This is a genomic window from Rhizobium sp. 18055, from assembly GCF_902706285.1.
GTDB lineage: Bacteria > Pseudomonadota > Alphaproteobacteria > Rhizobiales > Rhizobiaceae > Rhizobium.
Map to the genome: position 1 here is coordinate 301,048 of NZ_CACSKD010000004.1, position 22,513 is coordinate 323,560.

General features: G+C 59.8%; 20 protein-coding genes. 13 read left to right on the forward strand and 7 right to left on the reverse strand.

Annotated elements, in window-relative coordinates; all coding sequences use genetic code 11:
- The first annotated feature begins 6 nt into the window (after positions 1 to 6).
- Positions 7 to 765 (forward strand): precorrin-4 C(11)-methyltransferase, encoded by a 759-nt coding sequence (gene cobM, locus GVL52_RS10040; protein WP_160006388.1) that lies wholly within the window; start codon positions 7 to 9, stop codon positions 763 to 765.
- A gap of 630 nt (positions 766 to 1,395) precedes the next feature.
- Entirely contained in the window at positions 1,396 to 2,190 is a 795-nt protein-coding gene (locus GVL52_RS10045; protein ID WP_160006621.1) for a response regulator transcription factor, read from the forward strand.
- A 34-nt stretch (positions 2,191 to 2,224) separates the two neighbouring features.
- Here the strand turns inward: GVL52_RS10045 and GVL52_RS10050 are convergent, their stop codons facing one another.
- Complete coding sequence (locus tag GVL52_RS10050; RefSeq protein WP_160006390.1) at positions 2,225 to 3,184, reverse strand: sterol desaturase family protein; 960 nt, start codon at positions 3,182 to 3,184, stop codon at positions 2,225 to 2,227.
- 176 nt (positions 3,185 to 3,360) lie between these two features.
- On the opposite strand from GVL52_RS10050, the gene GVL52_RS10055 reads away from it, so the two are divergent.
- The 11 genes from GVL52_RS10055 to GVL52_RS10105 all read left to right on the forward strand — a co-directional run bounded on the left by GVL52_RS10055 (position 3,361) and on the right by GVL52_RS10105 (position 14,449).
- Positions 3,361 to 4,263, forward strand: coding sequence for a DMT family transporter (locus tag GVL52_RS10055; protein WP_160006392.1), 903 nt, complete (start codon positions 3,361 to 3,363; stop codon positions 4,261 to 4,263).
- A 425-nt stretch (positions 4,264 to 4,688) separates the two neighbouring features.
- Positions 4,689 to 5,042, forward strand: a complete 354-nt coding sequence (locus GVL52_RS10060; RefSeq protein ID WP_160006394.1) for a hypothetical protein — start codon at positions 4,689 to 4,691, stop codon at positions 5,040 to 5,042.
- Positions 5,043 to 5,161: 119 nt separating this feature from the next.
- A complete protein-coding gene (locus GVL52_RS10065) occupies positions 5,162 to 5,437 on the forward strand; it encodes a hypothetical protein (protein WP_160006396.1) in 276 nt (91 codons plus the stop codon).
- 246 nt (positions 5,438 to 5,683) lie between these two features.
- On the forward strand, positions 5,684 to 6,721 hold the full coding sequence (locus GVL52_RS10070) for a substrate-binding domain-containing protein (protein ID WP_160006398.1): 1,038 nt from the start codon (positions 5,684 to 5,686) through the stop codon (positions 6,719 to 6,721).
- A 14-nt stretch (positions 6,722 to 6,735) separates the two neighbouring features.
- Positions 6,736 to 7,995: a glycerate kinase gene (locus GVL52_RS10075; RefSeq protein ID WP_160006400.1), complete on the forward strand. Its 1,260-nt coding sequence runs from the start codon at positions 6,736 to 6,738 to the stop codon at positions 7,993 to 7,995.
- 248 nt (positions 7,996 to 8,243) lie between these two features.
- Positions 8,244 to 9,278: a Gfo/Idh/MocA family protein gene (locus tag GVL52_RS10080; RefSeq protein WP_160006402.1), complete on the forward strand. Its 1,035-nt coding sequence runs from the start codon at positions 8,244 to 8,246 to the stop codon at positions 9,276 to 9,278.
- A gap of 11 nt (positions 9,279 to 9,289) precedes the next feature.
- A complete protein-coding gene (locus GVL52_RS10085) occupies positions 9,290 to 10,192 on the forward strand; it encodes a sugar phosphate isomerase/epimerase (protein WP_160006404.1) in 903 nt (300 codons plus the stop codon).
- 67 nt (positions 10,193 to 10,259) lie between these two features.
- A complete protein-coding gene (locus tag GVL52_RS10090; RefSeq protein WP_160006406.1) occupies positions 10,260 to 11,492 on the forward strand; it encodes a sugar ABC transporter substrate-binding protein in 1,233 nt (410 codons plus the stop codon).
- A 163-nt stretch (positions 11,493 to 11,655) separates the two neighbouring features.
- Entirely contained in the window at positions 11,656 to 12,558 is a 903-nt protein-coding gene (locus GVL52_RS10095) for a carbohydrate ABC transporter permease (protein WP_160006408.1), read from the forward strand.
- The gene (locus GVL52_RS10100) at positions 12,555 to 13,382 is read left to right on the forward strand and encodes a carbohydrate ABC transporter permease (protein WP_160006410.1); all 828 of its coding nucleotides are present in this window, start codon (positions 12,555 to 12,557) and stop codon (positions 13,380 to 13,382) included. The genes GVL52_RS10095 and GVL52_RS10100 overlap by 4 nt, the downstream gene beginning before the upstream one ends.
- The gene (locus GVL52_RS10105; protein ID WP_160006412.1) at positions 13,379 to 14,449 is read left to right on the forward strand and encodes an ABC transporter ATP-binding protein; all 1,071 of its coding nucleotides are present in this window, start codon (positions 13,379 to 13,381) and stop codon (positions 14,447 to 14,449) included. Before GVL52_RS10100 ends, GVL52_RS10105 begins: the two co-directional genes overlap by 4 nt.
- Before the next feature lie 42 nt (positions 14,450 to 14,491).
- On the opposite strand, the gene GVL52_RS10110 is transcribed toward GVL52_RS10105, so the two are convergent.
- The 6 genes from GVL52_RS10110 to GVL52_RS10135 all read right to left on the reverse strand — a co-directional run bounded on the left by GVL52_RS10110 (position 14,492) and on the right by GVL52_RS10135 (position 22,420).
- A complete protein-coding gene (locus GVL52_RS10110; RefSeq protein WP_160006414.1) occupies positions 14,492 to 15,523 on the reverse strand; it encodes an aldo/keto reductase in 1,032 nt (343 codons plus the stop codon).
- A gap of 43 nt (positions 15,524 to 15,566) precedes the next feature.
- Positions 15,567 to 17,465 (reverse strand): ABC transporter ATP-binding protein, encoded by a 1,899-nt coding sequence (locus tag GVL52_RS10115; protein ID WP_160006416.1) that lies wholly within the window; start codon positions 17,463 to 17,465, stop codon positions 15,567 to 15,569.
- A gap of 10 nt (positions 17,466 to 17,475) precedes the next feature.
- Positions 17,476 to 19,284 (reverse strand): ABC transporter ATP-binding protein, encoded by a 1,809-nt coding sequence (locus GVL52_RS10120; protein ID WP_160006623.1) that lies wholly within the window; start codon positions 19,282 to 19,284, stop codon positions 17,476 to 17,478.
- A 291-nt stretch (positions 19,285 to 19,575) separates the two neighbouring features.
- Entirely contained in the window at positions 19,576 to 20,535 is a 960-nt protein-coding gene (locus GVL52_RS10125) for a bile acid:sodium symporter family protein (RefSeq protein WP_160006418.1), read from the reverse strand.
- 451 nt (positions 20,536 to 20,986) lie between these two features.
- A complete protein-coding gene (locus GVL52_RS10130) occupies positions 20,987 to 21,220 on the reverse strand; it encodes a BrnA antitoxin family protein (RefSeq protein ID WP_160006420.1) in 234 nt (77 codons plus the stop codon).
- 258 nt (positions 21,221 to 21,478) lie between these two features.
- The gene (locus GVL52_RS10135; protein ID WP_160006422.1) at positions 21,479 to 22,420 is read right to left on the reverse strand and encodes a dihydrodipicolinate synthase family protein; all 942 of its coding nucleotides are present in this window, start codon (positions 22,418 to 22,420) and stop codon (positions 21,479 to 21,481) included.
- Positions 22,421 to 22,513 lie beyond the last annotated feature (93 nt).

The following is a 22,513-nucleotide window of genomic DNA, read 5'->3' on the forward strand; positions in this document are numbered from 1 at the left end:
AAAGACATGACCGTTCACTTCATCGGCGCCGGCCCGGGTGCTGCAGACCTCATTACCGTGCGCGGCCGCGATCTGATCGGCAAATGCCCTGTGTGCCTCTACGCCGGTTCTATCGTCTCGCCGGACCTGCTTGCCTACTGCCCGGAAGGCGCGCGCATCGTCGATACCGCGCCGCTGTCACTCGATGAGATCGAGGCAGAGTATCTGCGCGCTGCAAATGCCGGCGAGGATGTGGCGCGGCTGCACTCGGGCGACCTGTCGGTCTGGAGTGCCGTCGCCGAACAGATCCGCCGCTTGGACAAGCATGGCATCGCTCACACGATGACACCAGGCGTTCCCGCATTCGCGGCGGCTGCCGCCGCGCTCGGACGCGAACTCACCATTCCGGGTATTGCGCAGAGCCTCGTGCTCACCCGCGTCTCCGGCCGCGCGTCGCCAATGCCGAATGACGAGACATTGGCAAAATTCGGCGCGACGGGTTCGACGCTTGCCATCCACCTGGCCATTCACGCATTGGGTCAGGTGGTCAGCGAGTTGACCCCGCTCTACGGCGGGGAATGCCCTGTTGCGATCGTCGTCAAGGCGAGCTGGGCGGACGAGCGGATTGTTCGCGGCACGCTTGGCGATATCGAAGCCAGGGTTGTCGCCGAGCCGATCGAGCGGACCGCGATCATTTTTGTCGGCCCCTCATTGTCTGCGGCGGATTTTCGCGAGAGCTCGCTCTATGATCCCACCTACCAGCGACGTTTCAGGGGACGCGAATAGATCGCGGAGGCGCATCTCGCGTCCGTCACGCCTTGCGGGAAATTTTGACGACGACTGACAAGGGAATATGCGCAATTTTCGCGACGTGCAGATGCCGTTTGATCTGCAGCCCTGTGCCTCGGCCAGATTGACCCTGCATGAAGCCTGGATGACGATCGACATCAGCCAATTGGATTAAAATCGTCTGGTCATTTCAGTCCGGCTGGCATCGGGTCAACGCTGGTTTCCAGGCGACTGTATTGCATTGCATCGGAAAAAGACGATTTTACGCAAGTAAATCTCGAATTAAATCTCACGATATTAATTATTGTGACGAAAGCATATTCCATCAATTGGCGATTTTCCGGATTAATATTTATTCAAATATCTGATCTGTAGAAATAAATACTATTTATCATCAAGTAGATGTATAATACTATATACTAGGAGTTTGCGACTTAATACAGAAGAAATATTTTGTATTGATTATCATTACTCATATATGTAGGTTATTAATAAATAAGAAACCACGTAGCGCAAGTCGTTAAATGGGACGAACTACTTCAGTGAAATAATACACGTGAATGCCTCCCGAGTATCGCAAGTTCATTGCGAATGGTCACCTCTAACACTATTGGGTATGAGGCTGGTATGAATTACTTACCTTCGGAATTTGAGAGTGGGCGCACCCCTGTCAACAGATTGCAGGCCGTGGCCGGCTCATCATCCAGAGCACTGAGCGAGCGGGCGAACACAGCCGCCGCCGATGATACTGATCGGTGCTTGCTGATCATCGATTCGAGAACGCTCGAGCGAGAGTGCCTTGCCACCACATTGACACGCAATGGCCTTGGCATGACGGCGCTTGCCGTCGGCTCGGTCGCCGAGTGGCGTCGGAAAAAGGACCCGCGGCAGCGTGTGAAGGCTGTTCTCCTCAATATCGCGGGCCGAACCACAAGCGACGGTTTGCTGTGCGGAGAGATCGCGAGCATCGCCGCCGAGCTTGCGCCAGCGCCTGTCATAATCCTTGGTGACGGAGACAATCTCAGTCAGACGTTGAAGGTTATCGAACAAGGTGCCCGCGGCTTCATTCCGACATCGGTCGGGATCGAGGTTTGCGTTGAAGCGATTGCTCTGGCTGTCGCCGGGGGTACTTTCATCGTCGCGGGTAACAATTTCGCCGCATCGATGGCGGTCGATAGCGCGCCGAGACAGAGGGAGCTGTCGCGCATGTTCACGCTGCGGCAGGCCGAGGTCGTGCAGGCTTTGCGCAAAGGAAAGGCGAACAAGATCATCGCCTATGAACTCAATCTTCGCGAAAGCACGGTGAAGGTTCATATCCGCAACATCATGAAGAAGCTCAAGGCAACCAACCGCACGGAAGTGGCCTACAAGCTGAACGACCTGTTCCAGAGCGACACGCGCTGGAATGCGCCAGCCGAGTAGTGCCGATCGCATCGTCAGCGACGGCGTTTGTCGATTAGTCTGGCAATTGGCGATGGCTTTGCGCCTGGTCTGAATGGTGGGAGGTCTCCCTGCGGCCGAGGATCTGCCGAAACCCACGCGCGGAGAACGGCTGCAGTAACTGCGCCAGAAAGCCATCGGCGATGCGCCCGCTTATGCCGATGTCGGCTGGTGGCCGTCGTGCAGGGTTGAAATAGGTTCCGAAAACATGATCCCATAAAACAAGGTTCTCGCCGTAATTGGTGTTACCCTCTGCCAGAACACGCGAATGATGCCACCGGTGCAGGCTTGGCGTGCTGAATATCCAGTCGAGTGGCCCGGTTCGCACGTCGATGTTGCAGTGGGTGAGCAGGCCGATGAAGGCTGTAACCGCACCGATCCACAGAAAGACTGGCAAGGGCGCGCCTAGAAGATAGAGCGGAAGCTGACTCAGTGCGATCTTGAAGAGTGAATCAACGAGATGGAAGCGGCCGGTATTGATGACCCAAAGCCGCTCAACGCTGTGATGCAGCGCATGAAAGCGCCAGAGCGTGAGGATTTCGTGCGCAGCTCTGTGTGCGACGTAAAGGCCAAGCTCGGCAATGACCAGCCCCAGAACCACTTGTAGCGGCAGGGGCCAGCCCGTCGGCCAGAGCTGCGTCACGCCGGTCATCATCGGGTGAGCGACTGTTGCAACGGCCATTGGCGCCGTTGCGCCGAAGGCTGCGGCGATCTGGACGCCGCCTTTGTTGAGCAGCGTGTGTGCGAGGTCGTTCACCGTTTCGCCATCACGGCGCAGCCATTGCTGTTCGAAGGGCATCACTCGTTCGATCAGTGCAACCACTATCACAACAGACAGATAGACCGCGTTGAACCACAGGAGAGGCGTCGTCGTTGCGAACGACACGCCGGCCCCCACCAGTCCGGCGACAAACAGCGCTGGCCAGACAATCCAGGAAAGCATTGAATAAAAAGGCGCGGTGCTCTTGTTGGTCACGTACCACCTCCAGCAAAAATCAGCGTCCGTTTAGATACACCAAGATTGTCTCTCCGAAGCAACATCTGTCGATCGCCACCATAACAATGGCGTGTCAGCCAAATCTCGCATTGTCGTTCAGCCTGCTTCTTGCTAGGTGCTTTAGCGTCGTCAATCATGACGTGTCGCAGGCTGAAATGCTCTCTCGTTCTTCTGGTCAATCACCGAATCCGCTTGTCGGGATCGCTCTGTCGTGCTCCGGCTATTCGCTGTTCGCGATCCAGGATGCCATCGTCAAATGGCTCGTTGCAGACTATTCTGTACCGCAGATCCTTTTCATTCGCAGCGTCTTCATCGCCGCAGTCGCCGGTTTCATGGTTCGCCGGTTCAGGCACCCTTCCATTCTGAAGAGCGCGCACCGGAAATCCGTCATCCTGAGGGCGGGTCTGATGCTCGCTGCCTGGATGTCCTATTACACGGCGGCAAGGCATCTGGGTCTCGCCGAGATCACGACCATGTATTTTTCCGCGCCAATTATCGTGATTTTCCTGTCTATCTTCGTGCTGAAGGAAAATGTCGGCCCCATGCGCTGGTTTGCCTGCATTGCCGGCTTTATTGGCGTTCTGCTCGCTGCCAACCCAACCCATGCGCCGAGCCTGCTGCCGACGGCCATGGTTCTGTTCGCCGGTTTCTGCTGGGCCTGGAGTACTGTGCTGATCCGGCTCGTGAGCCGTACCGAAAGCACGTTGAACCAGATGATGGCGACAAGTTTCATGTTTGCCATCGCCTGCGGGGTCATGCTGCCATGGTTGTGGAAATCGCCGGATATGACCGGATGGGCTCTGATGTTGGGTCTTGGCGTCATCTCCGCGGCCGGCCAATATCTGCTGTATGAGGGTTTTCGCCATGCGCCGGCATCGACGCTTGCCCCGATGGAGTACAGCGGCCTGGTCTGGGCCTTTCTCTACGGCTATCTCATCTGGTCGGAAGTCCCGACCGTCAACGTGGTCGCTGGCGCCGTGTTGATCGTCTCTTCGAGCCTCGTGCTGGTGTGGTGGGAGCGTCGCCTTGTGATTGCCAACCGGCGTCTTGCGGCCTGAATTCAATCATCCGCCCAAGGGTAAGTCGAAGTATTGATGCGCCGCCTTGTCCGCATTGATTCGGCCCGTTTTGGGAATCACGACCATCTCTATATGCGCATGTTCTCACCTTTCCGCGGGATTTTCTGTGCCAGGGTGATCGTGTTTTGCGCGGTCGAGGGAGTTCGTCGGCGCATCAAGATCAACAGCGTAACGCGTTGATTGCTCATCGGCTTTGAGGCCGGGAGAACACGGCATCATTTTATATCGGTTTTAGTTAATTGCTGACTATTGCACCTGCGACTTTTTGCGCTTAGCTTTATTTCGTCGCAATAACAAAGCAGCTTAAGGAAATATCGTCTGGTAGGGCTTCCTCCGGCCGCAAGTATAATATCCGGAAAGTTTAATTATCCGGAACGTTAATATGCGCTAAGACGGGGACAAAAATGCAAATTGAACTGCAGTTTATGCCTGTCTCCACCGAAGTGGGGGCTTCGATACTTGAAAATGACAATCCGGTAGTAGGGTGGGAGTGGTGCAGGAGTTCTATTGGTGGCCCTGATTTCGGCTCTGGCAAGTATGCTTCCGCGGTGTTTCCTGCTGTTGACGACCTTCAAATCACCATCCAGCAATCATCCGAACTTTCGTTGCGGGCGGTCCGACATGCCCCCCTCCCTGGGTTGTGGGGTCTCCAGATCGCAGAGGCTGCCTTTGATGTTTTGAGCGCACCGAACCTGCCAGATGACACGTTGACGATTGCCTGCCGGTTTTGCGGGGAACCCGGCAGCCTTGCCGCTTGAAACAGTCCGGCGGCTGCAGACTGTGCAGGCGTATCGACGTGTCTAATCAAGCAGATGAATGAACAAATGCGGTTTGGCGACGAAGGGTTGCCCTGTGCGCCGACAATGAAAGGTCGAAGATGATGCCGTGGAAGAGTGAGCGGAAACGCAGCATCACATTTCGCAAGCGCCGTCTGCGTGACGAAGCGTTCGCCTGGAACATGCAACCTTACCGGGAAACGGGACCGCGAGTCATGACCTGCATGGCCCTTGTCATGCCGACGCAACGGGGCTCCGGGCTGGATCGTCTTCACAATTGGGTGGTGCTCGTCAGTACCGAAGGCAGGCAGGGTTACCAGCGCGTGAAGCGCAGCGCGGACATCCTTGATGAAGACGATAGCCACTTCGACGAATGAGTTACGCCGCGACGAACGGTTAAAGGCAGATGCCGAAACCCAGCGAAGGCAATGGCGAACTGCACGGATGGTATGACATTGCCACTGTAGGGCGTCATGTCGCCAATAGATGCCTCTTCTCCGAGACCAATCCAACGCCCTCCCCCCTGGTTTGCGCCGCTGCGTCAACACAGGTTCTTTCCGGAACCGTTTCGGTGTGTCACATAAGGTCGGCAACCCATAGCAATCGGGAGGATGATCGTCGGGATGAGGGGAATTCGCCAACTGGCCAAGCATCTCGATATTTCCATCGGGACCGTGTCACGGGCGCTCAATGGCAAGCCTGATGTCAACGAAGAGACGCGTAGGCGCGTGCTGGCTGCCGCCGAAGAGCTCGGCTATGTGGCGAACCAGTCGGGCAGGAGCCTGCGGCAGGGGACGACCAATGTCATCGGCCTGATGATCGAGTCGAGCAAGGAAACCGTCGAAAATTCCGACAACTTCTTCCTCGGCCTGACGGGCGGCCTCCAGAGCGTGCTGTCCCGCCACAAGCTCGATCTCGTGATGCTGCCGTGCCCTAGCGACGAAGACCCGCAGGAATATCTGAAGCGCATGGTAGCGCGCCGCGTCGTCGATGCGCTGATCATCTCCGCCACGCAGCGCATAGACAAGCGCATCGATTTCCTGGCCAAGGCCAAAATCCCCTTCGTCGCCCTTGGCCGAAGCTCGTCTGGCGGCAATTACAGCTGGATCGATCTCGATTTCGAGGGCGTGGCTGCCTGCGCGGTCGATCGGCTGGTTGCCAAGGGACATCGGCGCATCGCCATCGCGGCTCCGTCGAACGACGTCAATCTCGGCTATATCTTCGTCGATGCTTACCGTCGTTCGCTCGAGCGGCATGGCATCGCCTATGACCCGGCGCTGGTGATCCGGGTGAAATCGAGCGAGCAGGGTGGCTATCAGGCCGGTCATGAACTGGTTCGGCTCGATCCCCGGCCGACGGCGATCATCCTGATCTACGAACTGATGGCGATCGGGCTTTACCGGCGGATGGTCGAATCGGGCGTCGTGCCCGGTCGCGATCTTGCCGTCATCGGTTTTCGCGAGGAACCTCGCGCCAGGTTTCTCCAGCCGGCACTGACCTGCTTTCGCATGTCGCTGCGCGATCTCGGTGCGGAACTCGCCGAGACCCTCCTCGCCACCATGCCCGCCTATGCCGAGTTTTATCCGGCGGGTGCGCGCAACACCATCTGGCCGCTCGAACTCGTTGCCGGCGAAAGCGACGCCTTCAGCCTCGATACCTGAATTTCCCGAAAGCCATGCCCATGCAACCCCGCGATTTCCTGACCGATCTCTTTTCCGCCGCCGTTCGCGCTGCCGATCCGCTGACCGGTATCAAGGCCCACCTGCCAGCTAGGCCGAAGGGCAGAACCGTGGTCATTGGTGCCGGCAAGGGGGCCGCCCAGATGGCGCAGGCGCTGGAAACGGTCTGGGATGGCCCCCTCGAGGGCATCGTCGTCACGCGATATGGCTATGGCTGCGAAACCCGCAACATCGAGATCATCGAGGCGTCGCATCCTGTCCCGGACAGCGCCGGGCTGATTGCATCACGACGCCTGATCGATGCGGTCAGCAATCTCACGGAAGACGATCTGGTCATCGCGTTGATCTGCGGCGGCGGCTCCGCCCTGTTGCCGTCGCCGCCGCAAGGCCTGACGCTGACGGATGAAATTGCCATGAACGAGATGCTGCTGGCCTCTGGCGCCCCCATCTCGTTGATGAACGTGGTTCGCAAGCATCTCTCCACGATCAAGGGCGGACGGCTTGCCGCGGCAACCAAGGCCCGTGTGGTCAGTCTGATCGTTTCCGATATTCCCGGCGACAACCCCGCCTATGTTGCATCCGGACCGACAGTGGCCGATCGATCGACCCGGCATGATGCCCTGGAGATCATCCGGCAATACAAGATGCCACTCCCGCAAGTCGCTCTCGATTTTCTGGCCTCGCCTGCCGCCGATGCTCCGAGCCCCGATGATCCGATATTTGCCACCCACGAGCACCACGTGATCGCGTCGGCGGGCGTGTCGTTGGAAGCTGCAGCAGCGCAGGCGCGGGCGCAGGGAATAACACCTGTCATTCTCTCTGATGCCATCGAAGGTGAATCTCGGGATGTCGCGCTGGTGCATGCGGCGATTGCCCGCGAGGTGCTGGTGAAGGACAGACCCTTTGCAAAGCCCGTCGTGATCCTCTCCGGTGGCGAGACCACGGTGACGCTGCGGGCTAAGGGCGGCAGGGGAGGACGCAACGGCGAATTTGCCTTGGCCATGGCGCTGGCCATCGAAGGCCACGACATGCATCTCCTGGCAGCCGATACCGATGGCATCGACGGCTCCGAAAACAATGCCGGCGCCTTTGCGGACGGCAAGACGATCGAGCGCCTGCGCGCAGCAGGCCTTGATCCGCGCCGTCTGCTCGATGGCAATGACAGCTATAGCGGTTTCGCTGTGATCGGCGACCTGTTCGAGACAGGCCCGACCGGAACCAACGTCAACGACTTCAGAGCCATCCTGATCAGATAGGCACACGAAACCGGCCGCGTGGCGGTTCTTGCGGTTCAAGTCGTTCGGATGGCAAAAAGACGGCGAAGATTTTTTCCGCTGCGCTGCAACATGGGTGGCGTTAAAGCCCCGCATTTGCAGATGTTTTCCGCAGCAATTTCGGGTGAATCCGTCGGGATTGACAGCGAGAAACGTTTCCGCTTAGTATCGTAAACGTTTACGGGACATGTTTCGGGAGGAAAACCGGAAACTGTCCACGGGAGGAAATCGTGACATTGAATGCCGTTCTCTGCGGTTGTGGAGCCATGTCCAAGGGCTGGTTGCGCGCCATCAAGGAAACCCCGGCTCTCGCGGCCGAAATCGAGGTCAAGGGCCTCGTTGACGTCAATCCTGCGGCTGCCAAAAAGCTCGCCGAGGAATTCGGTTTGAGCGGCGCCGCTGTTGGCACCGACCTCGCCGACGTCATTGCCAGATCAAACGCCGATATCGTCTTCGACGTGGTTATTCCGACCGCGCGCTTCAATGTCGTTTCGACGGCACTGAAGGCCGGTTGCCATGTACTTTCTGAAAAGCCGATGGCGACATCGCTTGCCGAGGGTGCGGCGCTCATCGATCTCGCAGCCGATACCGGCAAGATCCACGCCATCATCCAGAACCGCCGTTTCATCTCGGGCGTGCGCCGAATGCGCCGTTTTGTCGAAAGCGGCGCCATCGGCGAGCTCACCGGCATCCACTGCGATTTCTTCCTGGCGCCGCATTTCGGCGGTTTCCGCGAGGAGATGGAAAACGTGTTGCTGCTCGACATGGCGATCCACACTTTCGACGCCGCCCGCTATGTCGCCGACAAGAAGCCGCTTGCCGTCTATTGCGTCGAGCGCAATCCGAAGGGCTCCTGGTACCAGCACGGTGCTTCGGCCAACGCTACCTTCGAATTCGCCGATGATGTGGTGTTCACCTATCGCGGCTCGTGGTGTGCCGAAGGCGAGCGCACCAGCTGGGAAAGCCAGTGGCGCCTTGTCGGCTCCAAGGGGATGCTGACCTGGGACGGCGAAGAGGGCTTCAAGGCCGCGGTGTCAGGCAAGGAGGCGGGGCTGTTGCACGGGCTCACGCCTGTCGAGGTGCCAGCCCCTGCCAACGACGAGGAAACCCACGGTCACGCCAGTGTCATCGCCAGCTTCGTGGAGGCGATCAGGACAGGCAAGCGGCCGGAAACGGCAAGTTCGGACAACATCAGAAGCCTTGCCATGGTCTTCGGCGCGATCGAAAGCGCCAAGACCGGCCAGCGCATTGAAATTTCAGCATAAGGATTGAGATTGTGAGCAACCCCGCCAAGTCCATTCGCGTCGGAACCATGGTCAGCGCCTCCAAGGGTGGCGCCGACAAGCGCATCGGCCAGATCGCCGACATGGGTTTCGAAAGCTTCGAGCCCTTCTTCTGGCAGACGACCAACGGTCAGGATCTTGCCGAACTCGGCAAGCGTTCGCTGGAGGCCATTGGCGACCGCGATATCACCATCTCGACGCTCGGCATGTTCGGCAATCCGCTTGAGACCACGGATATCGACCTCGACACGCTGCAGGGCTGGAAGGATTGCATCGACAACGCCCATCATTTCGGCGCCACCTGTGTAGCCGGCTTCACCGGCCGTATCCGCGGCAAGGTGCTGACCGATAGCCTGCCGCGCTACAAGGAGATCTTTAGCGAGCTTGCCAAGCGCGCCGCCGACAAGGGTGTCAGGATCGCTTTCGAGAACTGCGCCATGGATGGCAACTGGGCGACCGGTGACTGGAACATTGCGCACAACCCCGACGCCTGGGAACTGATCTTCAACGAGACGCCGGACGATAACATCGGCATCGAGTGGGAACCTTGCCACCAGATGGTCTATCTGATCGATCCGCTGCCGCAGATCCGCAAGTGGGCGTCGAAGATTTTTCATGTGCACGGCAAGGATGCAACAATCCGCTGGGATGTCATCAAGGAGCATGGCATCTTCGGTAAGGAGAAGTTCGTGTTCATGCGCACGCCCGGTTTCGGCGACAGCAACTGGACGGACATCATCTCCGAACTGCGCCTTGCCGGCTGGTCCGGTTCCATCGATATCGAAGGCTGGCATGACCCTGTCTATCGCGATGCGCTGGAGATGACCGGACAGGTCTATGCAATGAACCACTTGAAGCATGCCCGGGGTGGCGATTTCGTCGTCGATCCGGTTTGAGACTATCGCGGTCGGCGAGGAGGAATTGCCGGCTACCGATCAGGGATAACCACAAAGGAGGAGAACTATGGGTATCCGCAAATCTGCAATGGTCGGCGCTCTGGCGCTGGCAGGCGTGTCGCTCTTCGGTCTTGCCGCCAAGGCCGAAGATGTGACCTTGACGCTCTGGTCGCTGGATAGAGATATTCAGCCGGCGCCGAACCTGATCAAGGAATTCAACGATCAGAACAATGGGATCAAGATCGAATATCGTCAGATCCAGTTCGACGACGTCGTCAGTGAATCGATGCGTGCCTTCTCGACCGGCAAGGCGCCCGACATCATCGCCATCGACAATCCCAACCATGCGATGTTTGCGTCCCGCAAGGCATTCGTCGATCTGACGGATATGATCGCGAAATCGACGGTCATCAAGCCGGAGAACTATTTCCCGGGGCCGCTGAAATCCGCCACATGGGACGGCAAGATCTACGGCGTGCCGAAGGCGACGAACACCATCGCACTGTACTACAACAAGGACATGTTCAAGGCCGCAGGTCTTGATCCGGAAAAGCCGCCACAGACCTGGGACGAACTGGTCGCCGACGCCAAGAAGCTGACGGACCCGTCGAAGAACGTCTACGGCCTGACCTTCTCGGCCAAGGCAAACGAGGAAGGCACCTTCCAGTTCCTTCCCTGGGCGCAGATGGGCGGCGCAACCTACAAGACGATCAATGCCGATGGTGCCGTCAAGGCGCTGACTGTCTGGAAGCAGATCATGGACGAGAAGCTCGCTTCTCCCGATACGCTGACCCGCAGCCAGTGGGATTCGACAGCCACGTTCAATGCCGGCAATGCGGCAATGGCGATCTCCGGCCCTTGGGAAATCGACCGCATGCTGACCGATGCCAAGTTCGACTGGGGTACGGCGCTGCTGCCGATCCCGCAGGAAGGCGCGCCGCGGTCTTCGGCTATGGGTGACTATAACTGGGCGATTTTCTCCAGTTCCAAGCATCCGGCAGAAGCGTTCAAGGCACTCGAGTTCTTCGCCTCCAAGGATGACACGATGTATCAGAAGTTCGGCCAGCTTCCGGCCCGCTCCGATATCGCCATCCCGGCCACGGGCAACAAGCTGAAGGACGATGCGCTGAAGACCTTCGTCGAGCAGCTGAAGTACGCCCAGCCGCGTGGCCCGTCACCTGAATGGCCGAAGATCTCCAAGGCGATCCAGGATGCCATCCAGGCTGCGCTGACCGGCCAGATGGCGCCAAAGGATGCGCTCGATCAGGCTGCCGAGAAGATCAAGGCCGTCGAGAACTGAAGCATCCGGGACAAGCGATGCGCAAAGCCGTCAAGGCGCATGCGTCCGGTTGTCCCCATTCCGCCCCGATGGCCCGTCATCGGCCATCTCACCGTTTCCTCCCGGCAGGGGCTGTCTTCCGCGCAAGCGCCAGGCAGCCCCGTTCGGAGCTTCAGGGGTATTCATGAAGAGGCTCTTTTCCAGCATTACCGACGGACGTGGTTTCGACATCACCCTCGTCGCCTTTCCGCTCATCTTCCTGTTCGTGCTTGCAGGACTGCCGCTGGTCTACAACATCGTGATGAGTTTCCAGGAGGTTGACATGTTCAGCCTCGGTACCTTCGTGCGCCCCTTCGTCGGCTTCAAGAATTATATCGACCTTTTCCAGCAGCCGGAAACGCTGCCGATCATCTATAACACCTTGCTGTTCGTGGTCGGCTCGATTGCCGGTCAGTTCCTGATCGGCTTCGGTCTGGCGCTGTTCTTCTGGGTGAATTTTCCCGGTGCGTCCTGGCTGCGCGGCCTTTTCCTGGTGTCCTGGGTCATGCCTGGCCTCGTTGTCGGCGCCATCTGGAACTGGGTGCTCTCGGGCGACTTCGGGGTGCTGAACTTCATCCTGCGCGAAAGCGGATTGATCGAGGGAAACATCTTCTGGCGGTCGGACCCCAATTTCTCTCTCTGGGCGGTGGTCATTGCCAATATCTGGCTCGGCACGTCCTTCAACATGATCCTGCTGTCGGTCGGCCTTTCCGCCATTCCCGGCGATCTCTACGAGGCTGCCGAACTCGACGGTGCCAATGCCTGGCAGCGCTTCTGGACGATCACCCTGCCAATGATGCGCTCGACCATCGGCGCCATCGTCTCGCTCGGGTTGATATTCACCTTGCAGCAGTTCGACCTGTTTGCGGCGATCACCGACGGCGGTCCGAACAATTCGTCCAATGTCACCCAATACTGGGCCTGGGACCTTTCCTTCCGGCAATATGATTTCGGCAAGGGCGCCACGATCTCGGTCATCATGATCGTCTTCGTGATGTTCGCATCGATCGTCTATGTCCGGTCGACAAAACATGAGGTGCGCGGATGAGCGAGACGTCACGCAATCGCCTGATGCTGTTCATCGGGCTCGTCATGGCGGCGATCTACCTGTTCCCGCTCTACTGGATGTATATCACCGCGCTCAAAACCGGCTCGGAAATGTTTGCCAACCCGCCCAGCTTCTGGCCATCGTCGCCGCAATGGGGAACCTACGCCTATGTCTGGGAAAGCCGGAACATGGGGCGCTACCTCTGGAACTCGGTGGTCATCGCTTTCGGATCTGTCGCGCTGATCACCTTGCTCGGCGTAGGCTGTGCCTATGTGCTCGCGCGCTATCGCAATGCCTGGGTGGATATCGGGCTTTTCCTCATTCTTATGCTGCAGGTTCTGCCGGCATCATTGATGATCACGCCGATCTTCGTTGGCTTCTCGCAGTTCGGCCTGCTCGACTATCCGCGCTTTGCGGTCATTCTGGCCATTGCCGCCAAGAGCATGCCGTTCTTCGTCGTTCTGGTCCGCGCCACGTTCATGGCCGTACCCATGGAACTCGAAGAGGCGGCTCTGGTGGATGGCAACTCCCGTTTCGGCGCCTTCTTCAACATCGTGCTGCCGCTGGCCCGTAACGGTATCCTCGTCAGCGCCATCCTGATCTTCATGCAGGCCTTCGGCGAGTTCGTCTATTCCAAGTCGATCATCCAGGAAGCCGAGCTTCAGCCGGCAAGCGTTGGTCTGAACTCCTTCATGGGGCCAAACACCAGCGAGTGGAACAACATCATGGCCTATGCCACGATGTATGTGACACCCGTGCTTGCCATCTTCGTTCTCTTGCAGCGCCGCATCGTATCCGGCCTCACCTCTGGAGCCCTCAAATGACCAATCAGATCGAGCTCAGCGGCGTCAACAAGCATTACGGTGCCTTCCACGCTCTCAAGAACATCAACCTGTCGATCGCCAAGGGCAGTTTCGTGGCGCTGGTCGGCCCTTCCGGCTGTGGCAAGTCCACGCTGCTGCGGTCGCTTGCCGGCCTGGAAAGCATCTCCGAGGGCGATCTGAAGATCGCCGGTGAATTGATGAACAACGTGCCGCCGCGCAAGCGCGACGTCGCCATGGTGTTCCAGTCCTACGCGCTCTATCCGCACATGACGGTCGAGGAAAACCTGACCTACAGCCTGCGCATCCGCGGCGTTGCCAAGGCCGAGGCCAAGAAGGCGGCAGCGGAAGTGGCGGCAACAACCGGTCTGTCCGACCTGCTGAAGCGCTATCCGCGCGAACTGTCGGGCGGTCAGCGCCAGCGCGTCGCCATGAGCCGCGCCATCATCCGTCATCCGAAGGCGTTCCTGTTCGACGAGCCGTTGTCGAACCTCGATGCGGCGCTTCGTGTCCACATGCGCAAGGAGATTCGTCTGCTGCACGATCGCCTCGGTGCCACCTCCGTCTATGTCACCCACGACCAGATCGAGGCGATGACCATGGCCGATCATGTCGTCGTCATGCGCGAGGGAATCATCGAGCAGCAGGGCAAGCCGCTGGAGCTCTACGATACGCCGGCCAACAAGTTCGTCGCCGGCTTCATCGGCTCGCCGGCGATGAATTTTATCCCGGCTATCGTTGCCGAAGATGGCAAGAGCCTGGCGATCGATCTCGGGACGGTGAAGCACAAGCTCCTCAGCGAGCGGCAGCTACAGCCGGGCCGCAAGCTGATCGCCGGCATTCGCCCGGAGCATATCGGGGTGACCGGACCGGGACAGGGGACATTCGATATTCCGGTTGCGGTTGTTGAATCAACGGGCTCTGCCGCGTTTATAACCGCGGCCACGACACCAGAGCTGACGATCGTCGAAACCGGCCGCGGCACGGCGCGTGGCGGCGAGACGATCGGCGTGATCATCGATCCAGCGCAACTGCATCTCTTCGACGAAGCCAGCGGCATCCGCATCTGAAGGGACGGGCAGCGACCGCCCCAGCGGTCGCTGCCCGTGAGATTACCGCCCGCCTTCGAGTTTGCGGTGGCGCTGGTTGGTGCCGCCGGTTCCGTAGGGATAGTCGAACGGCTGCGGCGCACTGATATCGGTAAGCCTGCTCATCTCGTCGTCCGAGAGGCTGACCTTGGCAGCACCGAGATTGTCGGCAAGCTGCTCGGGCGTGCGTGCGCCCAGGATGACAGACGTAACCGCCGGTCGTGCAGCCGTCCACGCTAGCGCCACCTGCGCCATGCTGCAGCCACGTGACTTGGCGATTGCCTCGACCGTCTCGATGATCGCCCAGGTGCGCTCCATGGCGTTGCGCTGCTCGTAGGATTCCATCCCGCGCTTCGGGTTCTCCCCGAGGCGGGTGGCGCCGGTCGGCATCTGATCACGCCGGTATTTGCCCGTCAGCCAACCACCGCCGAGCGGCGACCATGGCAAAAGGCCCATGTCGGCATCCTGGCAGGCAGGTACGATTTCCAGTTCGATATCACGCACCAACAGGCTGTATTGCGGCTGCAGGGTCACCGGCCTTGTATAGCCTCGGGCCTTGGCAATCTCCGACGCCTTGGCGATGTGCCAGCCGAGATAGTTTGAGAAGCCATAATAGCCGATTGTGCCGTTGGCGACGGCGTCGTCCAGGAAGCGCAACGTTTCCTCGATCGGCGTCAGGGCGTCCCATGCATGCATCTGGTAGAGGTCGATGTGATCGACGCCGAGGCGCTTGAGCGAATCCTCCAGCGCGATATTCAGATGCCGCCGCGAGAGGCCAATGTCATTCGGCCCGGTGCCCATCGGGAACCGCCCCTTGGTGGCAATCACCGCCTGGCGGGCTTCGGTCGGGTGTGTCTTCAGCCAGCGGCCGATGATGTCTTCCGAGACGCCGGCGCTGTAGACGTCGGCGGTGTCGATGAAATTGCCGCCCCAGGCGAAGTAGTCGTCGAGTATCTTGTGCGAGGCCGCTTCATCGGCCTCGGCACCGAAAGTCATGGTGCCAAGGCAGAAGGGGGTAACGATTGTTCCGCTTGGTCCGAGCTTGCGATAATCCATTGAACATCCTCCATGTCGATATGGGTTTTCGGGTCGCCGGCCTTCAGGTCGCCGATCCGGCTGCTGTCGTCTCCTCCAGAACGGTTTCCGGAATGTCGTCGAATGATGCGTAGTTGAGGTCGTAGAGCCGCGCATAAAGCTTGCGGTTCGCCATCAGCTGCTGGTGGCTGCCGCTTTCGACCAGTTCACCGTTCTGCAGCACGATGATCCGGTCGGCTTCCCGGATGGTTGCCAGCCGGTGGGCGATGACCAGTCCGGTGCGGCCTTCAAGCAGTTTTACCAGCGCTTTCTGGATCAGCATCTCCGTATAGCTGTCGATATTCGCGGTCGCCTCGTCGAGCACCAGGATCTTCGCGTCGGCCACCAGTGCGCGGGCAAACGAGAGAAGTTGGCGCTGCCCGAGCGACAGGTTGCCGCCGCGCTCGCCGAGCATGCTGTCATATCCATCCGGCAGCCGCATGATGAAATCATGCGCGCCGACTGCTGTGGCTGCCTCGATCACCTTCTCCCGTGTTGCCTCCCGCTTGTGATAACGGATGTTCTCGAACACGGTTCCGGTGAACAGGAACGGCTCCTGCAGCACCATGGCGATCTGGTCGCCAAGCGAATCCTGCGTCAGGGCGCGGACATCGTGGCCGCCGACCAGAACCTGCCCCTGTTGAACGTCGTAGAAGCGGTGAATCAGCGACATGCAGCTGGACTTGCCCGAACCGGTCGGGCCGACAAGTGCGACTGTCTCGCCCGGGTTGACCTTGAAGCTGACATGCTTGAGCACCGGGTGCTTCGGGCTGTAGCCGAACACCACGTCGCGAAACTCGACCGAGCCGTCCATCTCCTTCGATAGGGCGATGGCATCAGGCGCGTCCTTGATATCGACAGGCACGTCGAGCACCTCGGTCAGGCGCTGGCCGGACGCCATGGCGCGCTGCATGACGGAGTACTGCAGGGTCAGCGACCGGATAGGGTCGAAGAAGCGCTGGATGTAGAACAGGAAGGCCACCAGTACGCCGACGTCGAGCGCCTGGTTCAGTACGCGGGCGCCGCCGACCACGATGACCAGCGCCATGGCAACGCCGGTGAGCGAATCGACGATCGGCACCATGACCTGCGCATAGCGCGCCGCCGTCAGGTGGGTCAGCAGGTTGGCCTTGGCCTTGTCGTCATAAAGGGTGAAGTTGACGCCCTGTCGATCCATGCTCTGCACTGCGCGCACGCCATGGATCGCTTCGGCGAGAGCACCCGCGGCGACCGAGTTCGTCTCATGCGCTGCCATGAACGACTTGCGCGCCAATGGCAGCCAGAAGAGGCGGACGATGAACAGGATGGGCAGCACCGATAGCGTCAGCAGCCCGAGCTTCGGGTCGAGATAGAGCATCACGCCGACGATGCCGAACAGCAGCGTGATATCGCCGACCGACAACACGGAGGTTTCCAGAAACTCCTGCATCGAATTGACGTCGCCCTGCAGGCGCGACATCAGGCGGCCAACCTCGGTCTTGTCCATGAACGACAGCGACACACGCTGCAGATGGGCGAACATCTGACTGCGGATATCAAAGAGCACATTCTCGGCGACGCCACCGACAAGCGTTTCCTGCGCATAGCTGGCCGCGTAGTTGATCAGGATCACCACCAGGAAAAGCACGATCGACCAGGTCAGTGCCGAATAGCTGCCATCGCGCTGCATGCCGTGGTCGATCGCATAACGGATGATCAGCGGAATCATCAGCTGCATCAGCGTGAAGGTCAGCACGGCGCATACCGACAGGATGACCTCGCGGCGATACGGCCGCACGAAGGCCCATATGCGCTTGACGACATTGCCATCGAAGGCCTTGCCGAACATCTCCTCCTCGACGCGGTGTGATCCGACGACGGCACGCGGTGGGCGGCGTCCATCCTCGCGAACGTCGGAACGTTCGGTTTCCAGTTCCTCGGCCATGCTGTCCTCCCTATGCACTCACGGCTTCGTCGCCGGGCCGCACCTGCAGATCGTAGAGCGCCTTGTAGCGCCCGCCAGCGGCCAGGAGCTGGTCGTGGCTGCCGCGTTCGACGATCTCGCCGTCCTCAACGAAAAGGATCTGGTCGGCATGCATCAGCGAGCTCAGCCGGTGGGCGACGATGATGGTCACCCGGTCGGCCGCATATTTGCGCATGGCAGAGCGAATCCGCTGTTCGGTGGCGGCGTCGATCGCCGCCGTCGAATCGTCGAACACCATCACGGCCGGCTTCAGCATCAGCGCGCGGGCAATCGAAAGGCGCTGCCGCTGGCCGCCGGACAGCGAAACGCCGCGCTCCCCGACGACGGTGTCGTAACCTGTCGGCAGGCCAAGCACGTAGTTGTGCAGCTGCGCGCTTTCGCTGGCGCCGGCGATCCGGCCCTCCTTTGCCCAGGGGTCGCCATAGGCAATGTTGTTTTCGATCGAGGTCGTGAACAGGAACGAATCCTGCTGCACGATCGCCACCGAGCGGCGCAGAGACTGCAGTGTCGCCTTGCGAACATCCTCTCCGTCAATGGTGATGCGGCCGCCGGTCACATCGTAGAAACGCGGGATCAGGTGCGCGAGCGTCGATTTTCCGCTGCCGGGTGGGCCGACGATGCCGATCGTCTCGCCCCGCTTGGCCTCGAAGGAGACGTTGCGCAGCGCCTGCTGCGTTGGCGTGCTCGGATAGCTGAAGCTTACATTCTCGAACCTCAGCGTGCCGTCTGCCACCTCGAGTTCGCGTGCATCCGGCGCATCGCGCACGGCGATTTCGAGATCGAGCAGTTCGAACAGTCGTGTACCGCAGGTCGATGCGCGGGCGAAGGCGTTGACCATCAGGCCAAGCTGGCGCACCGGCATCTGCAGGATGGTCATGAAGGTGAGGAAGGAAGCGAGCGTGCCGACGGTGATCTGGCCCGATATGACCTTGCCGCCGCCGACCCAGAGCACCAGACCCATGGCGGCGAAGAAGGAGAAGGTCATGGCGCTGGTGTTGATCACCCGGATGCCGACGCGCTGATGTGCGAGATCGAGCGCATTCTTCGATGCAGCTTCGAACTTGGTCATTTCGTAGACCTGCGCTGCAAAGGCGCGGACGACGCGGATGCCGCCGAGGTTTTCTTCCATGATCCGGGTCAGCACCGAGAGCCGCTCCTGCAGCACCAGCCATGTGGCCCGCAGCCGAAGCTGTGTGACCGAGGACCGCCAGCCGACAAAGGGAACGAAGCTCAGCGCCAGAAGGCCCAGGACCACATCTGTCGATAGCAGCATATAGGCGCCGATGCCGATCAGCATGGCGAGCAGTATCATGCGGACCAGTGCGGTCGAGAAGTACATCCGCACGCCTTCGAGATCGAGCAGGCCTATGGTGATCAGGTCGCCGGAATGAACGCTGTCGTGAAAGCTGAACGAGAGACGCTGGATCTTCTCGTAACAGGCAATGCGAAGCTCATAGCCCATGTGGTGGCCAACGCTTTCGCTGTAGTAGTTCTGCACCATGGTGAAGATGCCGCGCAGCACGCTGGCGCCAAGCAGCAGCAGGGCTGTCGTCAGCAGCGCATCCTGCGCTGCGAGGCCGGCGGCTCCGCCGGCGACAGCCGCCTGGGTATGATCGACAGCGCGGCCGAGCAGGCGGGGGATCATCAGCTGGAACGTCGATGCGACAAGCGTTGCGCCGATGGCGAGGCCCGATTGCCAGGGATGGCGAAAGGCCATGACGGTGATGCGAACCAGCGTCGAGAGGCCCTTGCCCCATCCCGCCGCAGTCGCCTTTGCCATCGAAGCCGAAGGCTTCGCTACACGGTTCAAAGCATCGCTGCTCACGGTTTCATTCCCAAATAGAGGTGGTGCCAGAATAGAGGTGTGATCGGCGCAGGTCCGAAGGGACGACAAATCCATGGTGGGATTGGTTAGCGTGCTTACCTTTGACGATTCGAACGGCGCCTTCAAGTAAACAATTCACCAACTGGTTATTTTATCGTGAGGGTTCTCGCGGCGTGTGGCCGGAAATGAAAATGGCCCGCTTTCGGCGGGCCACAAAGTCTTTTTTCTATCGAAACCTGCGGGAGGTCAGGAAGCCTTGATGGCGGCCTCGTCGGCTGCTTCGTCGGTTCTGCTCGAGAAGTAATTGGCCAGAAGTGCGCCGGATATGTTGTGCCAGACGCTGAAAATAGCGCTGGGAACGGCGGCAACCGGGGAGAAATATGCATTGGCAAGTGCAGCGCCAAGGCCGCTGTTCTGCATGCCGACTTCGATGGCGATTGCCTTGCGCTTGGCAAGCGACAATCCGAAGACCTTAGCGGCGGTGAAGCCGAGGAGGTAGCCGAGGCCATTGTGAAGAACAACGACGGCGAAGATCAGCAGGCCGGACTGCGCGATCGCGCCCTTGCTGGCGCCGACGACAGCCGCGACGATCAGCACGATGCCGATGACGCTGACCAGCGGAAGAACCGGCACTGCAGACTTGACGACCGATGGCAGGAGTTTCTGCAGGGCAAAGCCGAGCGCCAGCGGTACCAGCACGACCTTGACGATGCTGATGAACATGGCCATCCCATCGACTGGAAGATACTGGCTGGCGAAGAGCCAGACCAGGAACGGCGTGACGAGCGGCGCTGCTAGCGTGGTAACGCTGGTGCAGGCGACGCTGAGCGCGACGTCGCCCTTGCTGAGATAGGTCATGACGTTGCTCGATGTGCCGCCGGGGCAGCAGCCGACGAGGATGACACCCGCGGCCACTTCGGGCGACATCGGGATGACCTTGGTCAACAGCACGGCCAGAAGCGGCATGATCAGGAACTGCGCGACCACGCCGATGCCCACTTCGTAGGGCCGCTTCACGACTTCGCGAAAGTCATCGACGGAGATGGTCAGGCCCATGCCGAACATGATGATGCCGAGCAAGGTGACAATGTAAGGCGCCACCTGCTTGAACACGTCAGGAAAGACGTAGCCGAGCACGGCAAAGACGATGACCCAGATTGCGAACGTCTTGCCGACGAATGCAGATAATGATGAAAGAGCTTTCACGTTGACCTCCCAAGAAAAATATTCCCCGCCTTCAGGGGTGGCGTCCTCGCTGTCAAGGTCGCTACGGGTGATTTTAGTCCCGTTTGGGTATGACTGCGCTTGTTTGAGCAGCCGAAGTGGCGCGATCGGCGGCTTTCGCGGGTGATTGCGGTTGTGAGGCTGGAATTGCTTGCGCGCCAGCGCGAATGGCGGGCAGGCGATCGGAGGTCGTGACGGTACGTAATGGCGAATATTCATGCGGCGAATATTTCCCTTTACGTACACGTCATATGTTCGCCCAATTTATCTCGTTCAACGCGAACCGCTAGTCTGAGCTTGCCTCGCGGCACGGATCATCGTGAGCCCCCTGCGAGGCATCTCGGCTAGCACCACATTGACCATGATCCTTCAAGGGGTCTGTGATTGCGGGGCGCGTCGGAGAGATCGCTGGAGCATGGGCTGAGCCGGATGCTCAATCGGCCGCCTTCATCGCGGCCCGCAGGGTATCGTTGATCCGGTCCTGCCAACCGGGCCCATCTTCCTGAAAGTGGGCGAGCACATCGCTGTCGATCTTGATCGAAACCATTTCCTTGGTGTTTGGAATGGCAGGCCGTTCCACGGCAGGTGCCGCAGGTTTCTTCACGGGCTTGAACAGCGCCTCGGCAGCGTCCATCGCATTGACCGGGCGGCGTGGTGTCGTGGCCATCGTCAATTCCTTCTTGCGTTTGCAATTCTCGGTGCGTGGTGATGCCTGAGGCGACGGGAGCTGATGTGGAAACGCGCCGGCGTCGATTGCCTGAGGCCATACCGATATCATGGCTGTTTATCTTGCCGCCCGCGGCTGAGGAAGGGTGAATCGACCGACCATGCAGACTCCGCCTTCTCACAAGAAGGCATGAAGGGGTACCTACGCAACAAAAAAGGCCGCGCCCGGAAGGCGCGGCCGATATCGATACCGTCTTGATCAGGCAGCTGCTGGATAACGCGAGGCGTACCAGTTGCGGAACAGCTTGTACTGGTTTTCAAGGTGGCGGCGCTGGGAAGCGCTGAGCACGTCGCTCTCATTGAAGTGGAGCGAATAGCGGTCGTCGCCGTTCAGCACCATCAGATACTTGTAGTGCAGCACCAGATCCGGGCCTTCGTCGTATGTCGACAGCACCATCAGGGCTTCTTCGAGTTCCAGCGCTTCGCGGCGTGCTTCAGCATTGCCCGTGGCTGCCTTTTCGCACAGCGCCACGAGATGCAGGACTTCCTTGGGAAGCGCATTGCCGATGCCGGTGATCGCGCCGCCGGCACCGCAGTTGACGAAGCCGTGGTAGACGCCGGTATCGACGCCGATCATCAGGGTCAGGCCATCGTCACCAGCGGTGATGTTCTCGGCGGCATAGGTCATGTCCTGCTTGCCACCGAACTCCTTGAAGCCGACGAGGTTGGAAAAGCGCGCGCGCAAGTCGAAGAAGAGGTCGGCGCGGGTGGCGAAACCGTAATAGGGGCTGTTGTAGATGACCGCGGGCAGATCCTTGCCGGCTTCGAGAACAGCCGAGAAGTGGTCGCGCTGGGCTGCAACCGACGATCCGCGCGACAGGACGCGTGGAATGACCATCAGGCCCTTGGCGCCGACCTTGGCGGCATGCGCCGCATGGCTGACGGCCGACTGGGTGTTGATGGCCCCGGTGCCGACGACGACAGGAACACCGGCTTCGGCTAGGCGCTTGACGCCTTCCTGGCGCTGTTCGTCGGTCAGGAGCGGCCAATCGCCCATCGAACCGCAATAGACCACGCCGGACATGCCCTGTGCGACAAGCTCCTTGCCCTTCTCCACCAGCGCATCGAAGTTGGGGCTGCGGTCTGGATTGCAGGGCGTCATCAGCGCCGGGATGCAACCTGTAAATACTGAACTCGTCATCGTCTGTTCCTCGCCATCTATAGCCACAAAACCAGGTGCGCACCACAATCGCCGCCCTGTTGAAAGCACATCTAGCACCTCGCCGACTGTTTG

Bases quoted from the DNA above. Each gene is read 5' to 3' on its own strand.
- GVL52_RS10095 (WP_160006408.1), top strand. From the start codon at position 11,656: ATGAAGAGGCTCTTTTCCAGCATTACCGACGGACGTGGTTTCGACATC.
- cobM (WP_160006388.1), top strand. From the start codon at position 7: ATGACCGTTCACTTCATCGGCGCCGGCCCGGGTGCTGCAGACCTCATT.
- GVL52_RS10120 (WP_160006623.1), bottom strand. From the start codon at position 19,284: ATGGCAAAGGCGACTGCGGCGGGATGGGGCAAGGGCCTCTCGACGCTG.
- GVL52_RS10100 (WP_160006410.1), top strand. From the start codon at position 12,555: ATGAGCGAGACGTCACGCAATCGCCTGATGCTGTTCATCGGGCTCGTC.
- GVL52_RS10105 (WP_160006412.1), top strand. From the start codon at position 13,379: ATGACCAATCAGATCGAGCTCAGCGGCGTCAACAAGCATTACGGTGCC.
- GVL52_RS10135 (WP_160006422.1), bottom strand. From the start codon at position 22,420: ATGACGAGTTCAGTATTTACAGGTTGCATCCCGGCGCTGATGACGCCC.
- GVL52_RS10090 (WP_160006406.1), top strand. From the start codon at position 10,260: ATGGGTATCCGCAAATCTGCAATGGTCGGCGCTCTGGCGCTGGCAGGC.
- GVL52_RS10115 (WP_160006416.1), bottom strand. From the start codon at position 17,465: ATGGCCGAGGAACTGGAAACCGAACGTTCCGACGTTCGCGAGGATGGA.
- GVL52_RS10110 (WP_160006414.1), bottom strand. From the start codon at position 15,523: ATGGATTATCGCAAGCTCGGACCAAGCGGAACAATCGTTACCCCCTTC.
- GVL52_RS10065 (WP_160006396.1), top strand. From the start codon at position 5,162: ATGATGCCGTGGAAGAGTGAGCGGAAACGCAGCATCACATTTCGCAAG.
- GVL52_RS10060 (WP_160006394.1), top strand. From the start codon at position 4,689: ATGCAAATTGAACTGCAGTTTATGCCTGTCTCCACCGAAGTGGGGGCT.
- GVL52_RS10045 (WP_160006621.1), top strand. From the start codon at position 1,396: ATGAATTACTTACCTTCGGAATTTGAGAGTGGGCGCACCCCTGTCAAC.
- GVL52_RS10075 (WP_160006400.1), top strand. From the start codon at position 6,736: ATGCCCATGCAACCCCGCGATTTCCTGACCGATCTCTTTTCCGCCGCC.
- GVL52_RS10070 (WP_160006398.1), top strand. From the start codon at position 5,684: ATGAGGGGAATTCGCCAACTGGCCAAGCATCTCGATATTTCCATCGGG.
- GVL52_RS10130 (WP_160006420.1), bottom strand. From the start codon at position 21,220: ATGGCCACGACACCACGCCGCCCGGTCAATGCGATGGACGCTGCCGAG.
- GVL52_RS10055 (WP_160006392.1), top strand. From the start codon at position 3,361: ATGCTCTCTCGTTCTTCTGGTCAATCACCGAATCCGCTTGTCGGGATC.